Consider the following 23,180-nt stretch of genomic DNA (forward strand, 5'->3'; position numbering starts at 1 on the left):
AAGGAACGATTCGACTCATCATGAACAAAACGCCACGGTTGCTTCAGTTTTGGATTCTGTGCTTGGCTGTCTTTGCATCTTTAGCTCAGGGCGCTGTTTCTGAACAAGAATATCTGCAAGGAATGCAACAGCAAAAGACGGTGCAGCCAGAAGCCAAGCAGAAAGTCGAAGTGGGCGTGTTAGCGATACGTGGTCACCTTTATGCCGAGCAGAGATGGCAACCGACCATCGATTGGCTCAACCAGCAAATCTCGGATGTGCACTTTGAACTGCATCCGCTCAATTTGGACGAAATGGGGGAGGCGGTGAAGTTTCAGACCATGGACTTCATCTTAACCAACCCAGGTCAGGCTGTGCGCTTGGGCAGACAATATGCGTTGTCATGGATGGCAACATTGACGGGGCGCGCACCGCAAAACTCGAACTATAGCATTGGTTCTGCGCTGGTGGTTCGGGCAAATTCGCCATACCAAACATTAAAAGATGTTTCTGGATTTCCTGTCGCGGCAGTGTCCGAAAAAGCGTTTGGTGGTTATCTGACCCTGCGCTATCAAATCGTGGAAATGGGACTCGATCCGAATGACTTTTTTGCGGATGTTCGCTATCTCGGTTTCCCAATTGATGCCAATCTCTACCAATTACGTGACGGCAATGTTGAAGCCGCTGTCGTGCCTGCTTGTCTACTAGAACAGATGCAAAATGAAGGTCTGTTACAGCACGGTGATTTTCGAGTCTTAAACCAACAGCCAAATGAACATTCTTCGTGCGCTGTTTCTACGCCGTTATATCCAAACTGGTCGTTTGCCAAAACAGAACGCGGCTCGTCTCTTCTGGCGAAAAAAATCGCGCAAGTCTTGCTTGCTATGCCACCAGAGCACCCCGCCATTATTGCCGCTGGCGCGTCAGGCTGGACATCGCCCGTTAGCTTGTTGAGCATCGATAAACTCTATCAGGCGTTGGATCTACATCCATTGCAGCAACCTTGGTGGAGTGAGGCGCTGCGCTGGTTGCGCAGTCATCAAGAATGGGCATGGGCACTGTTCATGTTTGTGATTGTATTGAACGCGTACCATTTTTGGCTTGAGTATCGTTTTAGCAAAAGCAAACAAGCATTAGAGCTGACATCGCTAAGGCTGAAAGAGAAAAGCGAGCAGTTAGAACATTCACAAAGAGTGGCGATTGTCGGGGAAATTGGCAGCAGTCTGGCTCATGAATTAAATCAACCGCTGGCAGCCATTCGTAATTACAGTGAAGGTGGGTTGCTGCGTCTTGCAAAGAAGCGTCCGCATGAAGATATTGTGCCTGTGCTAGAGAAAATACAGGGGCAAGTGGAACGAGCCGATGCCATCATTCAACGTTTAAGAACGTTGATACGCAAACGCAGTGTTGATAAGACACCATGCGATATTCAAGCCTTGATTGCAGACACCATTGAGCTGCTTCATTTTCGAATGCAAAAGCAGAACGTCGCCATTGTGACCAGCGTTGAAGGAGATATGCGTCCACTATTGGCAGACTCCGTGGGCGTTCAGCAGGTTTTGGTTAATGTGATCAACAACGCCATTGATGCGTGTGCTTTGTTTCAGGAGAAATACCACTCGTCGGGCTACCAAGGTAAAATTGCCCTGCATTGTGACTACCAAGCTAACCAGCTTTCTATTCGCATATTGGATAACGGTACTGGGTTACAGCAAGATAATCCGACCCAAGCTTTTGTGAGCTCTAAAGCCGAAGGACTTGGGCTGGGGCTTGCGATTTGTCGTGACGTAATGGAAATGCACGGCGGCGAGTTTCTCATTGCTTCGACCACGCCGCACGGCTGTTTGGTTGAGCTTGTGTTTCCTTATCAAAACTAATCGGTATTTAGGAGCAGTTAATGATCAGCAGTGAAAAGCAGCTGCCTGTTTATGTGGTTGACGATGACGAATCGGTACGTGATTCGCTGGCTTTTATGCTGGAGGAGCATGACTTTAACGTGACGACTTTTGCTGATGGGCAATCTTTTCTCGACGAAGTGAACATTCATCAGGCCGGATGCGTGATTCTTGATAGCCGAATGCCTAACCTTCGTGGTCAGCAAGTTCATCAATTTTTGAATGAGGCGCACAGCCCATTAGCGGTGATTTATCTGACCGGTCATGGTGATGTACCGATGGCGGTCGATGCGTTGCAAGCTGGGGCGGTCAACTTTTTCCAAAAACCAGTTAAAGGCGATGAACTGGCTCAAGCAATATTACATGGTCAGATGCAGTCCGCGGCGAGCCTCGATATGGTGGCGGCAAGAGCGGCGTATGAATCACTAACGCCGCGCGAAAAAGATATCTTACGTTTGATCATTGCTGGTAAGCGCAATATTCGAATTGCGGATGAGCTGTGCATTGCAATGAGAACAGTGGAAGTTCATCGAGCCAGCTTACTGAAAAAGTTCTCAGCCAAAACCGTCGCAGAATTGGCCTATATTTATGGCAAGTTGGAGAATCCCATCTAGCGAGAGCTGAGCTGTAAGATTAGGAGCCTTCAAACTTCTGTTTGATGAAATCGATAAAAGTTCGCAGTCGTTTCGGTTGATAGCGATCTCGATGGAATATGGCGGAAAAGGGCACCGACGGAATTTCCCAATCTGGCATCACTTTTATCAGTTGGCCTAGCTCCACTTCTTCTGCACAGTAACTCAGTGGAACACGAATAATGCCGTTGCCGTGCAGCGCGCCCATTACTAACGCTCGTCCATTTTTACAGCGCAAGTTGCCTTTTACGACCACATCGGCGTGGTCATTTGGGTTCTCTGCTTTACGATAGCTCCAACGCGTAACCGAACCAGTCAGAGTTCGATGTTCGGCCAGCTCTTTTGGGTGTTTTGGCATGCCATATTGCTGCACATAGCTCGGGCTTGCGATCGTCACCATGTCAACCGTCATCAGCTTGCGCGCGACAAACCCTGCATCATCCAATTCCCCCATACGAAATGCGACATCAAACTGATCTTCAATCAAGTCAATACGAGGCGAAGAAAAGTCCAAATCAATGCTGACGTTCGGGTACTGTTGCATAAACTCACACACGTATTTGGCGATGATGTCTTCGCCGATGTAGCCACCTACACAGTTCACTCGAATCACGCCGCGAATCTCTTGAGTATCATCGACGGCGGCAATTAACGCTTGGTCGATGTCTCGCAAAGCTTTTTCACAGTCGTGATAAAAGCGCTCGCCGGCATTAGTCAAACGCAGCGTGCGTGTGGTTCGGTTGAGTAGTGTTACGCCCATTTGCGCTTCAAGTCCGCTGATCTGGCGAGAAACGTGAGATCGAGAAACGGACAGAGCTTCCGCCGCTTTGGTGAAGTTGCCAAGTTGGGCGATCAAAACAAACGAGCGAATGTCGGCGAGATTAACTTTATTGAGCATAATGAGCGTGTTGCAAAAAGCGATGGGTTTAAGGTTATCACAATTATTTACCAATCATATCGGCAAGCAAGGTCGAACGACTTGAGCTTTACGACAACTTGCGTATTATTTTCTGCGTTTCCATCTTTATCTGACTTTTTATGAGCTTATTGATTTCACGACAAGGCATGCCTCAAAAGCGCGCGAAATGGCTGCTAGCAATGATTGGCTGGGTCATCGTTGTGTGTCTGATGCAAAATTCTGGTTTGGTTTCGGCATGCTCGATGAGTGATGACCAAACCTTGGTTTCTGCTTTATCTAGCGATGATGCTCATGTTGTGAAAGCTGATAAAGTCAAAGAGCCGAGTAAGTGTGAACTGTCTGAAAAGTTGATTCAGTTTACCCAGCATCAGCTCGAAGCCTTCATTGTCGTTTTGTTCATTGGCATTGTTTTAGCCGCAGTTTGGCGATGCAGTGCCTTTGTTAACGCGAGGCAATGGACTGAGCCCATCTACGACAAGCATCGAATTCATCTTACCTTTTGTGTGTTCCGAGAATGACAAGTGATTCTGGCCGAAAACGTCAGCCATTTTCTACACTAGTTATTAATTAGGAATCACTATGAATCACATTACTAAAGCGACTCAACTCGCGTCCATATTCTTTATGGCGTTGGTGTTGGGTTTGTTCTCTCTTAATCTCTCGGCACAAACTACTGACACGGGATGGATGGCCAATCCACAGCATCCGCCTGTGCAAACGCGTTTTGTTTTGACTGGTCAGCAAGATCCGCAAGCAAACACACTCACTGGTTATTTGGATGTTAAGTTGAGCGGAGACTGGAAAACTTATTGGCGATCGCCGGGCGAGGGTGGTGTCGCGCCATCGATAGATTGGCAAAACTCGCAAAACCTGAGCAAGGTTGATTGGCAATGGCCATATCCGCAAAAGTTCGAGTTATTGGGCATTGAGACTCTCGGTTACAAAGGCGACACTTTGTTCCCAATGACACTGCATATCGACAATATGTCGAAACCCGTCACGATTGATGCAGTGCTCACGCTTTCTTCCTGCACCACCATTTGTGTGTTGACGGACTATCAAATTCAACTGACCTTCCTCCCATCTGAGCTGAAAATCGACGAACAGGTGATGTTCAGTTACGCCCAAGCGGTGAGTAATGTGCCCCAGCCATCGCCGTTTATTGATGTCACTCAAGCAAGTTGGGATGCAAACCAATCGAAGTTGCAAATCAAGCTCACGAACACTCAAGGTTGGAACCAACCACAAGTGTTGGTGGACGGTGTCGATGAGGCAACGCGAGACTATAGCTTCAAGCTTGAAGGTATACATCAAGAGGGAAATACCGTTACCGCGAGCTATTTGGTGGATACTTGGTTAGGCGATGTGGAGTTAAGTGATCAGTCGCTGTTTGTGACCATCAAAGACGCCAACTTGTTGGCAGAAGAAACCACTCAAGCAATAGCCGAGGCGATAGTAGACCCACTGCCGAGCACGTCTGTAGTGAGTATTTTTCTGTTCGCTTTGCTCGGTGGTTTGATTCTCAACATCATGCCTTGCGTTCTTCCGGTTTTGGGGATGAAGCTCAGTAGTATTGTTGCCGCTCAAGGTATCGAGCGTCGTCAAATCCGCGCTCAGTTTGTTGCTTCCTCACTTGGCATCTTAACGTCGTTCTGGATTCTCGCTGGCTTTATTTTGGCGCTCAAACTGACAGGTAATGCCATTGGCTGGGGCGTTCAGTTCCAAAGCCCTTGGTTTTTAGGATTGATGGTTCTGGTGACAGGTTTGTTTGGCGCCAACATGCTAGGACTGTTTCAAATCCGTCTTTCGTCTGGCACCAGTACATGGCTCGCGTCGAAAGGCGACAACTCGTTAGCTGGACACTATGTGCAAGGGATGTTTGCAACCTTGCTTGCTACGCCGTGTTCTGCGCCTTTCCTAGGAACAGCCGTGGCGTTTGCTTTGGGTGCCGATGTAGTTACGCTGTTTGCAATTTTCACCGCCTTAGCTTTGGGGATGGCGTTGCCTTGGATTATGGTGGTAATTTTCCCAAGCATTGCGCTTAAATTGCCGAAGCCGGGTCAGTGGATGAATGTGGTCAAAGACGTATTTGGTGTGATGATGTTGGCCACCAGCGTTTGGCTACTGTCTTTGATGGCCAATCACTTACCAGTGTTTTGGGTCATTCTCGTCGGTTTAGTCGCGTTTATTGTTCTGATGATTCGCGTTAAACGCGTTCATGGCGATAAAGCACTCGTGGTATCCGGTTCTGCATCGCTTATCTTAATTGCTGGCGGGCTGCTACTTGGCAGTGTCACCGCAAATCAATGGGCGACACCGCTTCCTAAGGACTTATCATGGCAGAAGCTTTCCAACTCGGCGATCAAACAGCACGTCAATAATGGGCGAGTGGTGTTTGTGGATGTGACTGCGGATTGGTGTGTCACGTGTAAAGCGAACAAGATCGGCGTGATCTGGCAAGATCCTGTCTACTCATTGCTGCAAAGCCCTAATGTGGCGACATTAAAAGGGGATTGGACGCATCCGGACGGCTCGGTAACGGACTTTTTACGAGCTCATGGGCGTTACGGTGTGCCGTTTAACATCGTTTATGGCCCGGCGGCGCCACAAGGTATCCCGTTACCTGTGATTCTGACTGATGATGTTGTTTTAAGCGCGGTGAAACAAGCGAGTGGGGGAGCCATTCAATGAGTTCGACAAAGCAGCGTAGAACAGTCCGATATTGGCTCGTTCAAATCGTACAGATGGTGCTCATTGTCACCGTTATTTCTATCGCGATGGATTGGTATCGCACCAAAGATATTCCCAAACAGGAGGCACCACCATTGAGCTCCATATTGAGCGATGGTGAATACTTCGATGCAATCGCACAAAGTCATGAACAACCTGTCGTTGTTTATTTTTGGGCGACTTGGTGTCCCGCTTGTAAATTTGTAAGCCCAAGCGTGAGCTGGCTGAGTGATGACTATGCCGTAGTTGGTGTTTCTGGCTCATCAGGGCCAAATGAGCGTGTGGCGCAGTTTATGCAGGCAAAAGAATATCGTTTTGAAAACATAAACGATCCTTCAAGCGATATTATGCGTGAATGGAAAATTAGCGTGACTCCAACCATTTATATTTTAAGAAATGGTGAAGTGACCTCTATTACGACAGGCATCACAACGCCGATAGGAATATTGGCGAGAATTTGGTTGGCTCGATAACGAAATAAAAATCCGATATTCAAAATACTGAATATCGGATTTTTTATTTTTATTTTCTCGCTCCAACGGGAATCATAATGTGTGCGTATGGCGTGCCTTTCCACATCACGTATGGGCCACCATAACTTGGATCGGTTGGTTGAGAGTCGAGCAACGCTTGGTCTGGGGTAATAATCATCAAGTGTGGTCCTTCCACAATCCATTGATTATCGTCCGTCATCCCTTCTGCAAATGGGTCGGTGTTACTGGCACCGCCATCACCCGCTAACATGTAAGAAATGCCTAATGCTTTGGCTTGGAAAGGTTTTTTGTTCATCCAGGCGTCTGCCCATTCCATCCAAGGACCATCCATACACATTGGAGCAATGCCTTCCAATTGAGGTGGCGTTGGGAAGCAAGTGTATTGGCTAGAACCTTCTTGAAGAACGTTATTGTTCCAGTCCATCACCGTTACTTTATCGCGAATAGTCGGTGGCGCTGCACTCAGTGCATCTTCTAAAAGTGCTTTTGAATCATCGGCTGCGAACGCGCCAAAAGTGCAACTGACCGAAACAACAGCAGTTAAATAAGGAGTTAGTTTCATAAATTAAACCTCAAGTTAATACAACATGAGAATTTGAGCACTTTAATTATAGAGTGATATTAAAAATAAGAATCATTATTTAAATGAAAAATAATAAGCAATAGGTTTGTTATGTTAATTTAAATATTGTTTTTATATACAGCGAATAGAATGATGGAAATAAGATTAGATGAATAATCTAAGACAGATTATCAGGACATATTTTCTCTTTATGCACTTAAAAATCCCATCGGAATCACAGGCCAATACTTTTCAAAATTTCATCTATTTCTACTGGTTAGCGCTGAATAACCAGTCGGTTACGTTTCATAAAAAATTAGCCATTTAATAAGTGCTTAGGTGCGTATTGCGTGTTACATTCGAGCATCGTTCTGGTTATCAAGGAGGAAACGATGAACGTAGCAAAAATGTATGATGATGTGTCGGAGCGCTATCAAAAGTTGGTGGATGACAGCCATTACGTCGGCCCACGTTGGATTTCTGGGAAGTTAAAAACCTTTCCCATCGAGCAAGGCTCGGCACTCGACCTAGCCTGTGCGACAGGCAGTATCGGCCATGTCGTAAAAAATCACTATCCAGATCTCACCATCCATGGCTTAGACATCTCGTCCCAAATGGTTGATAAAGCGCGCCAAACTAACCTCTATCAAAGCGTCGCGGTTCATAACCTCGATGAGCCATTTTCCCCTTTGTTTGAGCAAACCTTCGACCTTATCACCGCACTTGGTTTTACTGAGTTTCTAGCAGAGCCTCAACAACTGCTGGAGTGCATTTCGCGTAAGCTAAGTGCGAATGGACGATGTTTTATCAGCTTTCAATACTACGATCCGGATGGACAAGATTTGCCTCGAAATACTTATAGTGGATCGGTCGTGCATACGGCATATACCGAAAGTGAAGTTGAACAACTCTGTCAGCAGGCGGGGTTGGAAGTGGTTTCCTTAGAAAATGTGATTGGTTACGTATCTGGTGTTGGTTATGTGTGTCGATACTTGATGCTAGAGCTGAAAAAGTCACACCGCTGAAATAAGTAACAAACAAGGACTGTTTTTGAAAACACAAGATTTAACCGAGTTCGGGTCGGGCATTGAATACGATGCCCAATACGAGCAGCATTACCATTACGACATTGCTTTCATCACAAGGTTAATCGAAGAAACCAATGCTCGAAGTGTACTGGATGTCTGTTGTGGTTCCGGCATTGTCACGATTCCAGTCTCTGAGCAACTCAACGAAGCCATTGGCATTGATATTTCTGAAGGGATGCTCAAACACGCAAAGGACAAAGCCAAAAGTAGGAGTAACTTACGTTTTCTTCATCTCGACGCAACCCAGTTTTCGTTAGGTAAGAAGTTTGACCTAGCCATAATGACAGGGAATGCATTCCAAGCCTTTTTAAGTGACGACATGCTGGCAGGCGCATTGAGCTCAATATCAAAGCACCTAGAAAAAGGTGGGCGATTTGTCTTCGATACGCGGTTACCAACGCCAGAGAATCTAGAATTGGATCATGAGATGGCGCTGTGGCAAACCTATGTTTCTCCAACCTATGGTGAAGTGAATTATTTCGGTATGAAGGCCGAGTATGACTTGCAAACGTCCATCATGTATTTGAACAAAGAGCGCCATTTTGAAAGTGGAACGATTGAGCATTCCAGCATTGATTTAAAATATCGCCCGCTGGAAGACATAGAGGTTTTCCTTGAACAAGCGGGATTCAGAATTATAGAGAAGTACCAATCTTGGTCAGCGCAAGTATTTGAGGCGAATGCCAACTCGCTTGTCTGTGTGGCTGAGAAAATATAAACCAATGTTGAGGGATACAATGCAAGGGTTTCGAATTACTACATTGTTAGATGACATGGATTTAGGCGTTATCTACGAGTTCATTTCAAACAGTTATTGGGGAAAGGGCATTCCAAGAGAACGCCTTGAGAAGTCATTGCGCCATTCGTTCTGTTTCGCGGTTTTGGATGACGAAAATCAACTCGTCGCTTTTGCTCGGTTAATTACCGATCGCACCACGTTTGCGTATCTTGCCGATGTGTTTGTAGTGGAGGCACACCGTGGTAAAGGCATCAGTAAGTGGTTGATCTCAGAAATTGTTGCTCATCCAGAACTACAAGGCTTACGCCGTATGATGCTTGCAACCCGCGATGCTCATGGGTTGTACGAACAGTTTGGGTTCACTCCTATTGCTCCAGTAGAAAACTTCATGCAAATCTGGAAACCGAATGTTTATCAGAGCTAAATCATGATGAGAGTTGAAGCTCAACAAGTGGCAATCAGATACCTCAAAACAACAGACGCTGCTCCCCTGTTTGAAAACTATTTAGGCGATGAGCAAGCATGTCGCTTCCTCAATCGCCAAGCCCACCAAAATTCAAATCAAACCCTTGAAGCTATCGAAAGATGGCGCGCTCAATATGATCAAAAGTCTCCCAATCTATTAGTCTTCACCATTGAAGAACTTACTTCTCAAACTCCTATAGGCTGTCTGGTGCTGATACCTGAGCAAGACAGCAGTGAAATCCATTTTGGTATTTCTGCTCGCTATCAGGGAAAAGGCTATGCAACCCAAGCCTGCAAACTTGGCGTTGTTTACCTGCAAAGCTTGGGTATAACGCGCATTCGCACTACCCCGCATATTGGCAACCACGCGAGTATTCGTGTGTTGGAGAAATGTGGCTTTATCAGCCGAGGCATTTTAAAAGAGCATGCGGTTTTTCCTGCTTTAGGACGTGAGGCGCAAGACTGTATGGATATGCGATTGGAGGATATAGAACAGCACCATTTTGCACATTGTTCAGAATGAAAAGGGTGGCGGTTGAAACGAGCGGTTACAGAGCATGTTAGTCGCCATCGTAGACAGCGTCCTTGCTGAATGATTCGTCGAGATTTTTTAGTCTTTGATTGTCAGAGGCGACTGACAAAGCCTTACCAACTGTGACAACCAAACCGCTATTAAAGCAGGATATTATTCCTTCAACTTTGTGTTTTAGGAGTAGTCATTAGACTACCCAATAATTGTTGGAATAAATAATGACGAAACGTTGGCTTGTCTCCGCTGTGAGCATCGCGCTGCTCGGCGGTGGTACGTATTTCTATCTCCAATCTGCTGCTCAACCAGAATTGCTGCCTACATTGATTGTGGAAAAAGGCACGATTGAAAAACAAGCTGTGGCTGTTGGTAAAATTGTCCCTGCACACTCTGTGTCTATCAAGTCACAAATCGACGGTATCGTCGGTGAAATTTACGCGAAAGTTGGTGAAAAGGTGAGGCAAGGCCAGTCGCTGATCAAAGTGCGTCCAAACCCAACTCCCCAAGCATTAACGGATGCATCGGCAGAACTCATGCGTAGCGAAGCCGATCTGGAATCCGCCAAACAAAAACTGTCCAACTTAGAAAGCTTGGTCAAGCAGGACATTATTCCAAGTAACTACGACGAATACGTAAGTGCGCGCTCGGCAGTCAAATCTGCGCAAGCGGACGTATTGCAAAAGCGCCAGAATCTCGAACTCATCCGCAGTGGTGAGGCGTCTATCGGCGATGCGCGTTTAACGTCGACGATCTACGCGCCAATTGATGGCACAGTACTCAACCAGAAAGTAGAGGTCGGAGAGCCGATCATCTCGACTCAATCAAGCCAAGCCGCGACTGAAATGATGTCATTGGCCGACATGAACAGTCTGATTTTTAAAGGTAGCGTCAGTGAGCATGATGCTGCGCAGTTGTCTCCGGGAATGCCCGTTATGTTGACGGTTGCGCCTTATCCTGATGTGGCGATTTCTGGTGTGCTAACCAAAGTGGCGATTCAATCTGAGAACCTTAACTCACCAGAGGGCAATGCTTCGGCAAAAAGTTTTGATAACGGTTTTGAGGTTGAAGTGGGAGAACTCAAGATCCCACAAGATGTGTTGCTTCGTTCTGGTTTTTCATCGACGGCTCAAATCATTCTGAAGAAGTCTGAAAACGTGCTCACTCTACCGGAGCGCGCTCTGCAATTTGATGGTGACGCACCGAATGTTCTGATCCCCGACAGCTCAGAACAAGGGTTTCATAAACAACCTGTGAAACTCGGTCTGTCAGATGGCATCAATGTCGAAGTGCTTGACGGCGTGGAGCTTGATGAAGAGGTTATCGACAACAGCATGATGGGAGCGGCGCATGGTTAAGCTGCAACGATCAACAATCGCCTTTGCATTGTTGGCTGCCACGCTCAGTTTGCCGACCTACGCAATTTCTATTGAACAAGCTTGGCAACAAGCAAAGCAGAACGATCCAAATTACGAAAAAGCGAAAATCGGCGTCCAGCTTGGCGAGGTTGGCGTACAGAGTAGCCGCAGTGCGTTACTGCCGGGTTTAAGCGCCAGTGCGTCAGCGGATTGGAATGAGTCCTCAAGCCATTCCAACAGTTACGGCGCTACCTTATCTCAAACTATTTGGGATAGCAGTTTGTGGTCGGAACTGGATCAAGCGAATGCCAATTATCTCAAAGCACAGTTAGAGCTATCTCAATCGCATAACGAGCTTGCGCAGAAGTTGCTCACCGCTTACCTAGATGTGGCAAGCGCACAGGGCGACCTCAAATTGGCGCAGTCCAAGCTGGAGGAGGGGAAAGAACTTCTCAACATCATTGAGAAACGCTATCGAGCAGGCAAAGTGAAGTCGGTTGATGTCGAAGAGATGCGAGCGAATCAAGTCTCTGAGCAAGCAAGTATCCTCAATGCAAAAGCCGATCTCGAAGTGAAAAAAGCAGAGCTTGCGGCGTTAATCAATCAAATGCCGGAGAGTGTCGACCAAATTCGAACGGATTCTCTAATTCAGCCGCCGATGCTGGTGGACTCTCAGGAGCAATGGCTAAAGCTGGCGAAAGACAGCAGTCCAGAGCTGTTGGTGGCGGCGCAGATGGTGAAAGCGAGCGAGTTCGCGAAAGATTCAGCTAAAGGTGGATACTACCCGACCGTCAAAGGCAGTGTGGGCTACAGCGATGGTGACAATCGTTCAAACGGCGAGTTTAACGCTGGGATTAGTTTGAGTTTGCCGATTGACCTCAATGGTGCAGTGCGAGCGAAAGTGGACGAAGCATCGTTGAACATTTTAAGCGCCAAGCAAGATATGCGTAGAGTGGAAATTGATATTCAGAAACGAGTTATTCAGCAGTTTACGCAGGTCGATATCAACTGGAATCAAGTTTTGATAGCGAACGAGCTGGTTGAGTCGCGCGCCAGAGTGTTGCAAAGCAAAGAGAAACTTTACGACGCTGGCCTGCTTGAAGTGTCGGAAGTTATCAGCGCACACAACAGCTTGTTTGAGGCGAAAAACAGTCTGCAAACCAACTTGTACAGCTACTGGCGTAAGAGAATCGGCTTACTGCAAACCGCAGGGAAACTCGATGACGATACCATGGCGTTGATCTCTCGGGCTTTTCATTCATGAGCAGCCTGTTGCAGCAAACTTGGCAAACGTTGATGGCGCACCGCATGAAGAGCGTGCTAGCCATTATCGCGATTGCTTGGGGCGTGATCTCTGTGGTGGTGTTAATCGCACTTGGCGAAGGCTTTTATCGCCATCAGACCCAGTCGTTTTCATTTATGATCAACAATGTGCAAGTGGTGTTTCCGTCGAGTACCAGTAAACCGTGGCAAGGGTTAGCTTCAAGACGACAAATTGATATTCCACAGGAAAAAGTCGACATGATCAAACAGTCAGGCTTCGGGCAACAGGCGTCAAGCGTTTACGCCAAATGGGATGCGAATATCACCAATCTCAAAGGACAGAACTTATCGAGTACGGTCAGCGGTATTGATACGTCTTACTTTCCTTTAATGCAACGCAAGCTGCAATCCGGTTCGAGAAACCTGTCACCAAGTGATATGGACAACCATACTCGCGTGGCGGTGTTAGGCGATCAAATTGCGCAAATGGGCGGAATCCAAATCGGGGATAGGCTCAAAGTCAACGGCATTCCGTTTTTGGTGATTGGGATAACCGTTGGTGAGGACACTGGCATTTCATTCGGCGATAGCCGCACTGTTTTCATTCCTCAAACAACGTACCGCGATTTGTGGGATGCGAAACCTTGGATGGTATTGATGAAGCCGAGAGATGGGATGGATGCACCGTCGTTTCGACAAAATATCGTGAACTTTTTCGCCAAGCAGCTTCATTTTGACCCAAGTGATAAAGATGCGATCGAATTACCCGATTTTAGTGAAGGTGCGGCGGTCATCAGTGGAATTTTACGTGGCATTCAGATTTTTCTCGGAGCGAGCGGTGCGATGACCATGGCGGTCGGTGCGCTTGGCGTTGCCAACATCATGTTTTTATCTGTCACGGAGCGCACGCGTGAAATCGGTGTGCGTTTAGCGATCGGGGCGACTCAAAAATCCATACTCAGTCAGTTTATTCTTGAAGGGCTTATTTTGGTAGCCGTGGGCACGGCATTAGGTCTGATGTTTTCGTATGCAGTGGTATCTGTCCTAAGCAGCATGGCATTACCGGAATGGATGGGTTTACCTGTGATCACGCCAGATTCCATTGCTTGGTCTTTACTTGTGACGCTTATCTTGGCATTGATGGCATCGTATTTCCCAGCAAGGCGAGCATCGCGTCTCACGCCAGTCATTGCTTTGAGTGCGAGGGCCTAGTCATGCTGTTACCGATGAGACAAATTTTCCAAGAAATGGCTGCAGAAAAGCTGAGATTGGGTTTGACCATTCTGGCAGTAGCGTGGGCGACCCTCTGTATCGCTGCTATGTTGGCGGTAGGTGAGGGTATTCGTCAGGGCGTATTGAAAACCGCACAAAATGGTAACGGCAACTTGATCTATTTGACCGGAGGGATGGCCACCGTCGACCACGGTGCTTTTCACCAAGGTAAATTTCTGACGTTAAAAATGGACGATTCAGAGATCGTTCGAGCATTACCCGATGTAAAAAGCGTTGCGCCAACTGCGAAGTGGAAAGAGCGCATCACCGTTGGTGACAGAAGCTCATGGCAAGAACCGTTAGCGGTCACGAGCGAGTTTCAATCCATGACCAATTTGGTGCCTATGGCGGGGGGGCGATGGTTAAATCCACTCGATCAAAAAGAGACGCGCAAAGTCGTTGTACTGGGTTATGAACTGGCAGCCGACTTATTCAACCCGAATGAGGACTTTAGTTGGTTTGCGACAGTCACATTGCAAGTCAACCCTGTGGGGAAAAAGGTAAAAATCGGCAATGAGGAGTTCACCGTTGTGGGCGTATTGGAGAAAAACAGCGCTCAAATAGAGCTGGGGGATCTTATCAACTATTCCAGCTTTGTGCCGTTAGCGACGTGGAAGCGATTTCATGTCAACGGTGAAATTGGTGGCATCAATGTGCAACCACAAGCCGATGTAGACCGAGAAGCCTTAGCAAAGACGATCAGGCAAGTGATTGCCCGTAAGCACGGGGCAAGTGTCAGTGATGAACAGGTCGTCCAAGTCGATGATATGTTCCTTAAGCAAAAGAGTATGCAGCAGTTTCTGATAGGTTTGCAGAGTTTTCTTGGCATTATCGGCTTCGTGACGTTAGCTGTTGCTGGCGTTGGCATCGCCAATGTGATGTATGCCACCGTAAAGCGATCTACGCGTGATATCGGCGTGCGCATGGCAGTCGGTGCAACCCCAACGGCCATTCGCATGCACTATTTAGTGCAGTCTTTATTGACAATGATGATGGGGGGCGCGCTTGGATTAGCCGTGACATACGCGCTGGTGTCTGCCATCAGTTCCATTCCTTTAGAGGGTAATGCCTTTTATGAACAACTGGGTAAACCTGTCCCTGAGTTGTCGTGGGTCGTTGTCGCGATTGTCATCCTCACCTTAGTGATCATTGGTGTGGCATCTGCATGGTTACCTGCAAACCGAGCCGCAAAAGTCAGCCCGTTGGAGGCGCTACAAAGTGAATAACAACAATAACTCTGGAGAGAACATGTCGAACAAGTCGCTTGTTGAGCTGACCAACATCTGTAAATACTACTCAAGCGGGGAGGCGGAAGTTCGCGCGTTAGACGGCGTTGACTTAACCATCAATCAAGGCGAGTTTCTTTCGATTCTTGGCCCGTCCGGTTCGGGTAAATCAACGTTGATGAACATGCTCGGCTGTTTAGATAAGCCCACTGATGGCGAGTACCAACTTGGCGGCCAAAACGTCGCAAGTTTAAGTGCGAATGAGCTGGCTGGCATTCGTAACCAAAAGATTGGATTTGTCTTCCAAAGCTTTAACTTATTGGAATACGCGACGGCGCTCGATAACGTGGCGCTGCCATTGGTGTATTCCGGTATTAAGGCCAAAGAACGCCGCCAGCGCGCTGCCAAATTGCTAGAGCAAGTCGGGCTAGGGGATCGTTTAGACCATAAACCAAACCAGCTTTCTGGTGGTCAAAAGCAGAGAGTTGCGATTGCAAGAGCCTTGGTCAACGATCCGCAAATCATCTTAGCGGATGAACCAACGGGTGCATTGGATTCAAAATCCGGCGCAGAGATTGAAGCCTTGTTCAACCAACTCCACGCCGAAGGCAGAACATTGATCATCGTGACGCACGATAACGCTCTGGCAGAGCGCACTAAACGCATCATCACCATCAAAGATGGTAAGGTGATTTCGGATAGAGCGCCGATAGGGAAGGAGAACGCAATTTCTCACTGCTAAGCTAAATAATATCGATGATTTGAATTTGGGCAGCTATGGATACTGACACCATAACTGCCTAAGTTCGATTGGTATGAGAGCTAACGGGCAAATAATACTGGTTAACTTTTCTATTGGGAGTTTATTTTAAAAGCACGTCGGAAGAAGCCAATAGAGGTACTCGAATAGATACCGCACTTAAAGCAATGTTATGAATCATTTGATCGGTCGTCGCACAACAATCTTCAATGATGGAAACGTTGTATTTTTCCGCTGCTTTTGAAATTGCCGTATGTGTCACGCAATTTTGCGTCATCATTCCGCAGATCAACAATTCATCTACGCCGCTCCGTTCTAGTGCTTGTTCGAGGTTCGTTTGATAAAAACTGTCAGCGTGCTGTTTTTGAATAATCTCGGCGTCAGGACATATTGAGATGACGTCGGGATGAATCTCCACACCAACACTGCCTTCCTCAAAGAAAGGCGCTTTCCCTTTAGGGGCCGAAGATACATGTTGAACAAGGAATATCGGGATATCCTGTGCTTTGGCTCTCGCCATCAACTGCTTAATGTTGTCCAGAGTGGCATCGGTATTCCACAAAGGAAATCGGCCATTCGGAAAATAGTCGTTTTGTATATCGATTACAAGTAATGCGCTGTTTCTCATGTTCAATTCCTGCTGATTTTGGTTCTCGTCTTGCCAAATTATGAGTAACTTGCTGCATTATTTTTAGAGTCTAAAATGACATAAAAGAGGTCAAAAGCGACAAATTAAAGATGATCAAAATAACGATTGGAATCTGCGAGTATCCCTCAGTATTGAAGTCGGCAGTTTATGGCTTTGAAGAGATGTTTTTGCTGGCCAACAGAATATGTAAGGAACAGAACATTGAGGTTGTGTTTGAGCCGATTTTGATTCCGCATACAGACCTAACCGCAGAACGACTAACGGTTGTTTTGTTGCCACCTGCGTCACTTGATAATTACTACTTAGCTCCTGATGAAGCGTTGATTAGATGGCTTAAAGCGCACTACTCACAAGGGGCGGTGTTATCTTCTGCATGTGCAGGAGTATTCATTCTTGCCGCAACCAATTTGATCGATTCGAGAGAGGTCACGACCCACTGGGCATTGGCGGAAACATTCTCCCAAGCCTTTCCTAGTATTGTGTTAGATAGCAATAAGATATTGATCAATCACGGTGACATAGTAACGGCGGGTGGGATGATGTCATGGCTAGACCTTGGCTTTGAGCTGATCGCGAAATACGCTTCGCCGGGTGTTGTGCGTCAGCTTGGAAAAACGCTAGTTATTGATACCGCTCAGCGAGCGCAGAGCTACTACCAACAGTTTCATCCATCGTTTTCTCACGGTGATTATGCGATTGTTTCCATTCAACAAATCATGCATCAGCGCTATGCAGAGCCTTTGTCCATAAAGCAGTTAGCAAAGCAAGCCAACCTTACTGAACGCACGATGCAACGACGATTTTTGAAAGCGACAGGATACAACCCTAATCAATACTTGCAGCGTCTTAGAATTCAGAGCGCATGTAATTTGTTAGAAAGCACACAACATTCCTTTGATTCTATAAGCCATCAAGTTGGTTACGAGGATACGAGTGCCTGTAGGAAGGTTTTCATAAACGTTATTGGTTTAACTCCGCGAGAGTTTAGAAAACGATTTGCTTGAGTCTTGTTTTCAAAGAACATGTTTCATGAGAGTCAGACAACTACATGCAATATTTTTCCATGTTCTACTTTGTCTTAATTTGAATAAGTCATTTAGTATTAAATTAGCTACCTATATCGTCAGTGATGACTCAATGATAACAAGGATAGAATATGGCCAACTCTTTAAATGAAATTGGTAAATTAATCGATGTTTCTCCGCGAGATGCATGGCAACACGAGGCGCATGACTTCACTCCTTGGCTATCTGAAAACTTAGATCAACTTGGCGAAGCTATCGGGTTGCAATTGGAATCAGAGGGAACGGAAGTATCAGTAGGACCGTTTTCTGCAGACATTCTTGCGCGAGATATCCTTGGGCGTTTTGTACTGATTGAAAACCAACTTGCCGCTACGGATCACTCTCATTTGGGGCAAATTCTTACTTATTTATCAGGTTTGAATGCCGATATTGTAATTTGGATTGCAACTGATTTTAGAGAGCCTCATCTGTCCGCTATTAACTGGCTCAATGAACATACTTCTGAGCAATTTTCCTTCTTCGCTATACGTCTTCGTGTGGTTAGGATAAGCGATAGCTTGCCTGCACCTGTTTTCGATGTTTTGGCTCGTCCAAATCAATGGGAGAGAAACATGCAAAAAAACATTCGACAAAAGACAGGGGAGTCCTCTCAGTTTTCTATTGAACGAAGAGAGTTTTGGCAAAATTATTTGAGACGTTATCCTCAGGATGAGAACTTAGGGCTTCAAATTAACAGCACTTCATCAAACTGGCTTTCGACAGCGAAAGGAATAGATCTGTTTATCTCTTTATATAAATCTCGTAATAGTGTCGGTGTGTTTTTGCGAGGGCCACGAGGAACGACGTGTGAAGAAATACAATCGCGTCTAGCGCCTCATGTTGATGAATTTATCCAATTAGTCGGGGACTGTGACAACATAGGAGAACATCGAAGTTTTCCTTCAGATGATTTAAAAATTGATACCAGTGAACCGTCAAACTGGGATATATCTGCTGATTGGCTTCATGAAAGATCGCACGTGTTTCGCAATGCGATTAATAAAATATTTGGGTAAAGACTTTTAATATCAATATCAGTATGCAATTAAAAGCTAGAACTCTATCCATTTCTCCAACCATGAATTTCTTTCATGTTCAATGTGAAACAATACCAATATTATTCAACTCGTGAAGCAAGTATAAAAAACGGACTGCTCTGGTGTTAGGCACTGCGACCACCGTTTTTAGTACGAACTGTTCGTTGTGAACGCTGCGCAACCTAACGATTGGGAAAACCAAAAAACAAAAATATCCCCATGCACAGAGTTAGGAAAAGTCTGCTTTATCTAAGGAAATAGGATACCAACTCACGATGAATAACGATTTCACATTTGCTATCAAAAGCATTCGCTTTGATGAGAATTACCAACCATCAGACAACACGCGAATTACTACCAACTTTGCTAATCTGGCTCGTGGAAACTACCGCCGAGAGAATCTGTGCAACGCACTCCGAATGATCGACAATCGTTTTAATGCGTTGGCACATTGGGATAATGCGCAAGGTGACCGCTACTCAGTAGAGCTTGAAATCATCTCTGTTGATATGGATATCCAAGGCAGTGGCGAAGCCTTCCCTTCGATTGAAGTGCTCAAAACTAACATTGTTGACCACAACACTAATGAGCGCATCGAAGGTATTGTGGGTAACAACTTCTCTTCATACGTTCGTGATTACGACTTTAGCGTTTTGCTGTTGGACCACAACAAAAACCAGCCCCGTTTCAGCATCCCAGCTAACTTCGGTGATTTGCATGGCAAACTGTTCAAAGCTTTCGTTAATTCTGAGTCTTACAAACAGCATTTCAAAAAGCTGCCGGTGATTTGTCTGAGCGTATCGGACAACAAGGTATACCGACGCACCGAAAATCAACATCCTGTTTTGGGCTTTGAATATCAGCCGAACGAATCTTCGTTGACGGAGCAGTACTTCAAAAAGATGGGCTTACAGGTACGCTACTTTATGCCACCAAACAGTGTCGCACCATTAGCATTCTATTTCTTCGGTGACTTGCTGAACGACTACTCAAACCTAGAGCTTATCAGCACGATAAGCACGATGGAGACATTCCAGAAGATTTACCGACCTGAGATTTACAATGCCAACGCGGTTGCCGGTAATTGCTACCAGCCAAACCTAAAAAACCTAGACCACTCGTTAACTCAAATCGTTTACGACCGAGAAGAGCGCAGCCAACTGGCGATTGAACAAGGGAAATTTGCCGAGGAGCATTTCATCAAACCTTATCAATCTGTGCTTGAACAATGGTCTGCAAACTACGCGTAATCGACAACGAGAATCTAGAAAGGAATGACGATGAAAACACTATTACCGACTTCAACGGCTGGCAGCTTGCCGAAACCTTCTTGGCTAGCGGAACCAGAAAAACTTTGGTCACCGTGGAAACTGCAAGGTGAAGAACTGATTGATGGCAAGCGCGATGCGTTACGTGTCGCTTTGCAAGAACAAGAACTGGCAGGCGTTGATATCGTCAGTGATGGCGAGCAAACTCGCCAACATTTTGTGACGACCTTTATTGAGCATTTAAGCGGCGTAGATTTTGAAAACCGCAAAACGGTGACCATTCGCAACCGTTATGAAGCAAGTGTTCCGACTGTGGTTGGCCCAGTAAGCCGCACAAAGCCCGTGTTTGTCGAAGATGCCAAGTTCTTGCGTCAGCAAACTAAGCAACCTATCAAGTGGGCGCTGCCAGGCCCTATGACGATGATCGACACGCTTTATGATGATCATTACGGTAGCCGTGAAAAGCTGGCTTGGGAATTTGCAAAGATCCTCAATCAAGAAGCGAAAGAGCTTGAAGCGGCAGGTGTCGACATCATTCAGTTTGATGAGCCTGCGTTCAATGTGTTCTTCGATGATGTGAACGAGTGGGGCATTGCATGTTTAGAGCGTGCGATTGAAGGGCTGAAATGTGAAACGGCGGTGCACATCTGCTATGGCTACGGCATCAAAGCGAACACGGATTGGAAGCAAACGCTAGGCACTGAATGGCGACAATACGAAGAAGTATTCCCTAAATTGCAGCAGTCGAATATCGATATTATCTCGCTCGAATGTCATAACTCACGAGTGCCTATTGAGTTACTTGAGTTGATTCGCGGTAAGAAAGTGATGGTTGGTGCGATTGACGTTGCAACCAACGAAATTGAAACGCCAGAAGAAGTGGCGAATACACTGCGAGAGGCATTGAAATACGTTGATGCCGACAAGCTTTACCCATGTACCAACTGTGGTATGGCGCCTTTGTCTCGTGAAGTATCAACCGCTAAGCTCAATGCGCTAAGTGCGGGAGCGGAGATTGTTCGTAGAGAGCTGTCTGCTTAAGTTATTCAAAATATTTTCCCCTTAGATAAACAAAAAAAAACCAAGAGCTCGGTTCTTGGTTTTTTTCTTAAAACAGAGGTTGTAACTTCGCGCTAGTTCATTTCTAGCTGTCGAACTTCAGGATGCTTTAGCAACATCACACGAATCCAGTGATGCACCACCCACATCACCATCGCGGTGAGCAGAACCGCAACGAAAATCGAGCTGAAACGGTACAAGATCGAAAAGAACGCGTCTTTTTGTTCTGGCACCAACGAGGTCGTCAGCGGAACCGATAGGGCAGACATGGCAGAAAACGCGATAGCCGCTTTAATTTGCCCCTTGGTGAGCCACAAGCAGAATGGCCCCATCGCAATAGTAAAGGCGAGCCAAAAGAGTAGCCCATGCCCATACCAACTGCCCAATATGAGCTGAACAGCCATCCCTGCGATGCAGCCTAGTGCGGTGCCGATGATGCGAATTTTTGCCATGGCGAGCGAGCCCGCTAAAGTCATTGGGGTTAGGATGATCAAAATGGAAGCTTGTGCGGATAGCGAGTCATATAAGTCCGCTACTTGGAATACGATAAACGCAGCCATCGCCACTACCCAACCCATAGCAACTTGGCTGATGTAGTCAATATCGCTTTTTACTGGGGTCGACATCTCAAGGTGCTCGGCGGGGGATTTTGGCTCCGGGAACAACCAATACGCGAATGCGCAAACAAAAATATTGCTGAACGCCATCACCCACATGTTGACGTTGAACTCTTCAATATCCATGAAGTTATAGCTGGCAAAATTCAACACAATTGAACCCACCAACAGCCCCATGTAACCAAACAAATAGGTTTTCTGGTTCATCATTGCAATGCACTTGAACAGCATCATGATTCCGACGGCAACGGTCATTAATGTTGGATGAAACTGCAAGTATTCCAGCAAAAATGTGGCTTGTATGGTTGTCCACACCGCAGAGAAAAACACGATCAATAAAGCCGCTAGGTTAAAGTGGTCCATTCTGCCCAATATAAACAGCGGCATCATGATGGCAAAAAATCCGTAAGACCAACCGAAGATCATGCTTAGAGCGAGCCCTAAAGAGCAGCCGAACCAAATTCGTAAGGTTTTCATTGTCGCCGCCTAGTAAATGAAGTGGAACCAGCTTGCGAGGTGAATCTGTGCTTGCGCCATCAACTGCCAGAAAATGCTGTTGTCTGGGTACAAAACAATGGTAGCGCGAGAGCCGACAAACAGTGCTGGTGGTAACTCTTCGCTGCTGGTTAGGTTCACTCGTGTACGCTGCGCATCACGTACCCAGCGGTTGTTCACTTCCACTTTGGTTAGTGCGCCATTAGGCGTTTGTTGTGCGGCTGCTACACCGTAATCGCGGCTAGCTAAATCAAAGTCGTACACCGAACCTGGGTTGGCATCAAATGTGACCAAGGCGTGGAAAGTCTTGTCTACGTTCGCGACGGATTTTTCACGAAAATCAGCGGCTACCCAGAGTGATCCTGTTGGTACAAATGTCAGCAATGGCATGTTGGTGTTTGCCATCGTGCCAACTTCTAGTTGCAGGTTGGTCACGACACCATCACTGGGAGCGAGTACTGCGGTATTTGCCAAATCAAGTTGCGCCTTTTCGATGCCGTTTTTGGCAATTCGAACGGCGGTGCTTTGACCTTTTTGATCGCCTAATTGCGCCTCAATGACTTTTAAGTTTTGTCGTTCCGCTTTAAGCGCTGCACGTGATACCTGATTTTGGGCAAAGGCATTATCGAGTGTCGATTGAGAGATGACTTTCTGCTTCGATAACGTCAGTAAGCGGTTGTACTCGCGGTGTGCATTATCAAATGTCGCTTGTGCGCGGGCAATATTGGCAAGAGCGGCTTCGCGTTGAGAATACAGCGTTGCTTCTTTTTCATAAGCGGATTGCAGAGACAGCTCCGCCTGTTCAAGCGCTATATTGTATTTACGATCATCAATCGTAAACAACACATCGCCTTTTTGAACGGACTGGTTATTCTCGATGAGAACGTCGGTCACTTTACCAGATACCTCGGGCGCGACTTGGACAACGTATCCTTGCACTCGTCCTTCGGTCGTTAAGGGGGCGTGGCGGTCAGCAATGATAATGTACAAAAATAGTACGATGAACAGGACAATCAAAGTTCGCATCCAGTGTTTGAATTTTTGGTCAGCCGTCATTACAAGTTCCGTTAAACATATTGGATA

Annotated in this window: 23 protein-coding genes; 18 read left to right on the forward strand and 5 right to left on the reverse strand. The window is 46.4% G+C overall.

All coding sequences use genetic code 11. The features are described from left to right. Positions 1 to 20: 20 nt before the first annotated feature. Positions 21 to 1,856, forward strand: a complete 1,836-nt coding sequence (locus tag ACF8OV_RS17140) for a sensor histidine kinase (RefSeq protein WP_203504729.1) — start codon at positions 21 to 23, stop codon at positions 1,854 to 1,856. Between the two features lie 20 nt (positions 1,857 to 1,876). Next, positions 1,877 to 2,488 (forward strand): response regulator transcription factor, encoded by a 612-nt coding sequence (locus tag ACF8OV_RS17145; RefSeq protein WP_005457930.1) that lies wholly within the window; start codon positions 1,877 to 1,879, stop codon positions 2,486 to 2,488. Between the two features lie 19 nt (positions 2,489 to 2,507). Here ACF8OV_RS17145 and ACF8OV_RS17150 read toward each other — a convergent pair whose 3' ends face one another. Then, positions 2,508 to 3,404 carry a LysR family transcriptional regulator gene (locus tag ACF8OV_RS17150; protein ID WP_203504727.1) on the reverse strand — a complete coding sequence of 299 codons (897 nt, stop codon included), beginning with the start codon at positions 3,402 to 3,404 and terminating at the stop codon, positions 2,508 to 2,510. 140 nt (positions 3,405 to 3,544) lie between these two features. Between ACF8OV_RS17150 and ACF8OV_RS17155 the strand changes: the two genes are divergently transcribed. The 3 genes from ACF8OV_RS17155 to ACF8OV_RS17165 all read left to right on the forward strand — a co-directional run bounded on the left by ACF8OV_RS17155 (position 3,545) and on the right by ACF8OV_RS17165 (position 6,628). Continuing rightward, the gene (locus ACF8OV_RS17155; RefSeq protein WP_203504716.1) at positions 3,545 to 3,943 is read left to right on the forward strand and encodes a hypothetical protein; all 399 of its coding nucleotides are present in this window, start codon (positions 3,545 to 3,547) and stop codon (positions 3,941 to 3,943) included. A 61-nt stretch (positions 3,944 to 4,004) separates the two neighbouring features. Beyond that, complete coding sequence (locus ACF8OV_RS17160) at positions 4,005 to 6,116, forward strand: protein-disulfide reductase DsbD (protein ID WP_317675835.1); 2,112 nt, start codon at positions 4,005 to 4,007, stop codon at positions 6,114 to 6,116. Further along, the gene (locus ACF8OV_RS17165; protein WP_203504712.1) at positions 6,113 to 6,628 is read left to right on the forward strand and encodes a protein disulfide oxidoreductase; all 516 of its coding nucleotides are present in this window, start codon (positions 6,113 to 6,115) and stop codon (positions 6,626 to 6,628) included. The genes ACF8OV_RS17160 and ACF8OV_RS17165 overlap by 4 nt, the downstream gene beginning before the upstream one ends. A gap of 49 nt (positions 6,629 to 6,677) precedes the next feature. Here the strand turns inward: ACF8OV_RS17165 and ACF8OV_RS17170 are convergent, their stop codons facing one another. Next, positions 6,678 to 7,211, reverse strand: a complete 534-nt coding sequence (locus ACF8OV_RS17170; RefSeq protein ID WP_317675834.1) for a hypothetical protein — start codon at positions 7,209 to 7,211, stop codon at positions 6,678 to 6,680. Between the two features lie 392 nt (positions 7,212 to 7,603). Between ACF8OV_RS17170 and ACF8OV_RS17175 the strand changes: the two genes are divergently transcribed. The 9 genes from ACF8OV_RS17175 to ACF8OV_RS17215 all read left to right on the forward strand — a co-directional run bounded on the left by ACF8OV_RS17175 (position 7,604) and on the right by ACF8OV_RS17215 (position 15,890). Next, the gene (locus tag ACF8OV_RS17175; RefSeq protein ID WP_045603725.1) at positions 7,604 to 8,236 is read left to right on the forward strand and encodes a class I SAM-dependent methyltransferase; all 633 of its coding nucleotides are present in this window, start codon (positions 7,604 to 7,606) and stop codon (positions 8,234 to 8,236) included. 25 nt (positions 8,237 to 8,261) lie between these two features. Then, the gene (locus ACF8OV_RS17180; protein WP_017448386.1) at positions 8,262 to 9,017 is read left to right on the forward strand and encodes a class I SAM-dependent methyltransferase; all 756 of its coding nucleotides are present in this window, start codon (positions 8,262 to 8,264) and stop codon (positions 9,015 to 9,017) included. Positions 9,018 to 9,036: 19 nt separating this feature from the next. Next, positions 9,037 to 9,462, forward strand: coding sequence for a GNAT family N-acetyltransferase (locus tag ACF8OV_RS17185; RefSeq protein ID WP_005481688.1), 426 nt, complete (start codon positions 9,037 to 9,039; stop codon positions 9,460 to 9,462). Between the two features lie 3 nt (positions 9,463 to 9,465). Further along, entirely contained in the window at positions 9,466 to 10,026 is a 561-nt protein-coding gene (locus tag ACF8OV_RS17190; RefSeq protein ID WP_203504710.1) for a GNAT family N-acetyltransferase, read from the forward strand. Between the two features lie 227 nt (positions 10,027 to 10,253). Beyond that, positions 10,254 to 11,387, forward strand: a complete 1,134-nt coding sequence (locus ACF8OV_RS17195; RefSeq protein WP_203504709.1) for an efflux RND transporter periplasmic adaptor subunit — start codon at positions 10,254 to 10,256, stop codon at positions 11,385 to 11,387. After that, positions 11,380 to 12,651 (forward strand): TolC family protein, encoded by a 1,272-nt coding sequence (locus ACF8OV_RS17200; protein WP_017448389.1) that lies wholly within the window; start codon positions 11,380 to 11,382, stop codon positions 12,649 to 12,651. The genes ACF8OV_RS17195 and ACF8OV_RS17200 overlap by 8 nt, the downstream gene beginning before the upstream one ends. Further along, a complete protein-coding gene (locus ACF8OV_RS17205; RefSeq protein WP_203504707.1) occupies positions 12,648 to 13,862 on the forward strand; it encodes an ABC transporter permease in 1,215 nt (404 codons plus the stop codon). The genes ACF8OV_RS17200 and ACF8OV_RS17205 overlap by 4 nt, the downstream gene beginning before the upstream one ends. Positions 13,863 to 13,864: 2 nt before the next feature. Next, positions 13,865 to 15,148, forward strand: coding sequence for an ABC transporter permease (locus ACF8OV_RS17210; protein WP_017633888.1), 1,284 nt, complete (start codon positions 13,865 to 13,867; stop codon positions 15,146 to 15,148). A 22-nt stretch (positions 15,149 to 15,170) separates the two neighbouring features. After that, a complete protein-coding gene (locus ACF8OV_RS17215; RefSeq protein ID WP_025442069.1) occupies positions 15,171 to 15,890 on the forward strand; it encodes an ABC transporter ATP-binding protein in 720 nt (239 codons plus the stop codon). A 121-nt stretch (positions 15,891 to 16,011) separates the two neighbouring features. Here ACF8OV_RS17215 and ACF8OV_RS17220 read toward each other — a convergent pair whose 3' ends face one another. Then, the gene (locus ACF8OV_RS17220; protein WP_025579318.1) at positions 16,012 to 16,536 is read right to left on the reverse strand and encodes a cysteine hydrolase family protein; all 525 of its coding nucleotides are present in this window, start codon (positions 16,534 to 16,536) and stop codon (positions 16,012 to 16,014) included. A 110-nt stretch (positions 16,537 to 16,646) separates the two neighbouring features. Between ACF8OV_RS17220 and ACF8OV_RS17225 the strand changes: the two genes are divergently transcribed. The 4 genes from ACF8OV_RS17225 (at position 16,647) to ACF8OV_RS17240 (ending at position 20,967) form a co-directional block, all read left to right on the forward strand. After that, positions 16,647 to 17,561, forward strand: coding sequence for a GlxA family transcriptional regulator (locus ACF8OV_RS17225; RefSeq protein WP_203504698.1), 915 nt, complete (start codon positions 16,647 to 16,649; stop codon positions 17,559 to 17,561). A gap of 152 nt (positions 17,562 to 17,713) precedes the next feature. Next, a complete protein-coding gene (locus ACF8OV_RS17230) occupies positions 17,714 to 18,637 on the forward strand; it encodes a hypothetical protein (RefSeq protein ID WP_049877356.1) in 924 nt (307 codons plus the stop codon). A gap of 296 nt (positions 18,638 to 18,933) precedes the next feature. Next, positions 18,934 to 19,908 carry a DUF1852 domain-containing protein gene (locus ACF8OV_RS17235; protein WP_053343163.1) on the forward strand — a complete coding sequence of 325 codons (975 nt, stop codon included), beginning with the start codon at positions 18,934 to 18,936 and terminating at the stop codon, positions 19,906 to 19,908. Positions 19,909 to 19,938: 30 nt separating this feature from the next. After that, positions 19,939 to 20,967: a methionine synthase gene (locus ACF8OV_RS17240; RefSeq protein WP_005481684.1), complete on the forward strand. Its 1,029-nt coding sequence runs from the start codon at positions 19,939 to 19,941 to the stop codon at positions 20,965 to 20,967. A gap of 92 nt (positions 20,968 to 21,059) precedes the next feature. Here the strand turns inward: ACF8OV_RS17240 and ACF8OV_RS17245 are convergent, their stop codons facing one another. Both ACF8OV_RS17245 and ACF8OV_RS17250 read right to left on the reverse strand, forming a co-directional pair. Further along, positions 21,060 to 22,079 carry a DUF2955 domain-containing protein gene (locus tag ACF8OV_RS17245; RefSeq protein ID WP_029833990.1) on the reverse strand — a complete coding sequence of 340 codons (1,020 nt, stop codon included), beginning with the start codon at positions 22,077 to 22,079 and terminating at the stop codon, positions 21,060 to 21,062. A 9-nt stretch (positions 22,080 to 22,088) separates the two neighbouring features. Beyond that, the gene (locus tag ACF8OV_RS17250) at positions 22,089 to 23,153 is read right to left on the reverse strand and encodes an HlyD family secretion protein (protein WP_029795555.1); all 1,065 of its coding nucleotides are present in this window, start codon (positions 23,151 to 23,153) and stop codon (positions 22,089 to 22,091) included. Positions 23,154 to 23,180: the final 27 nt, after the last annotated feature.

Origin of the sequence: Vibrio sp. GLN_1 (assembly GCF_043106015.1) — a bacterium.
GTDB classification, from domain to species: Bacteria; Pseudomonadota; Gammaproteobacteria; order Enterobacterales; family Vibrionaceae; genus Vibrio; species Vibrio parahaemolyticus.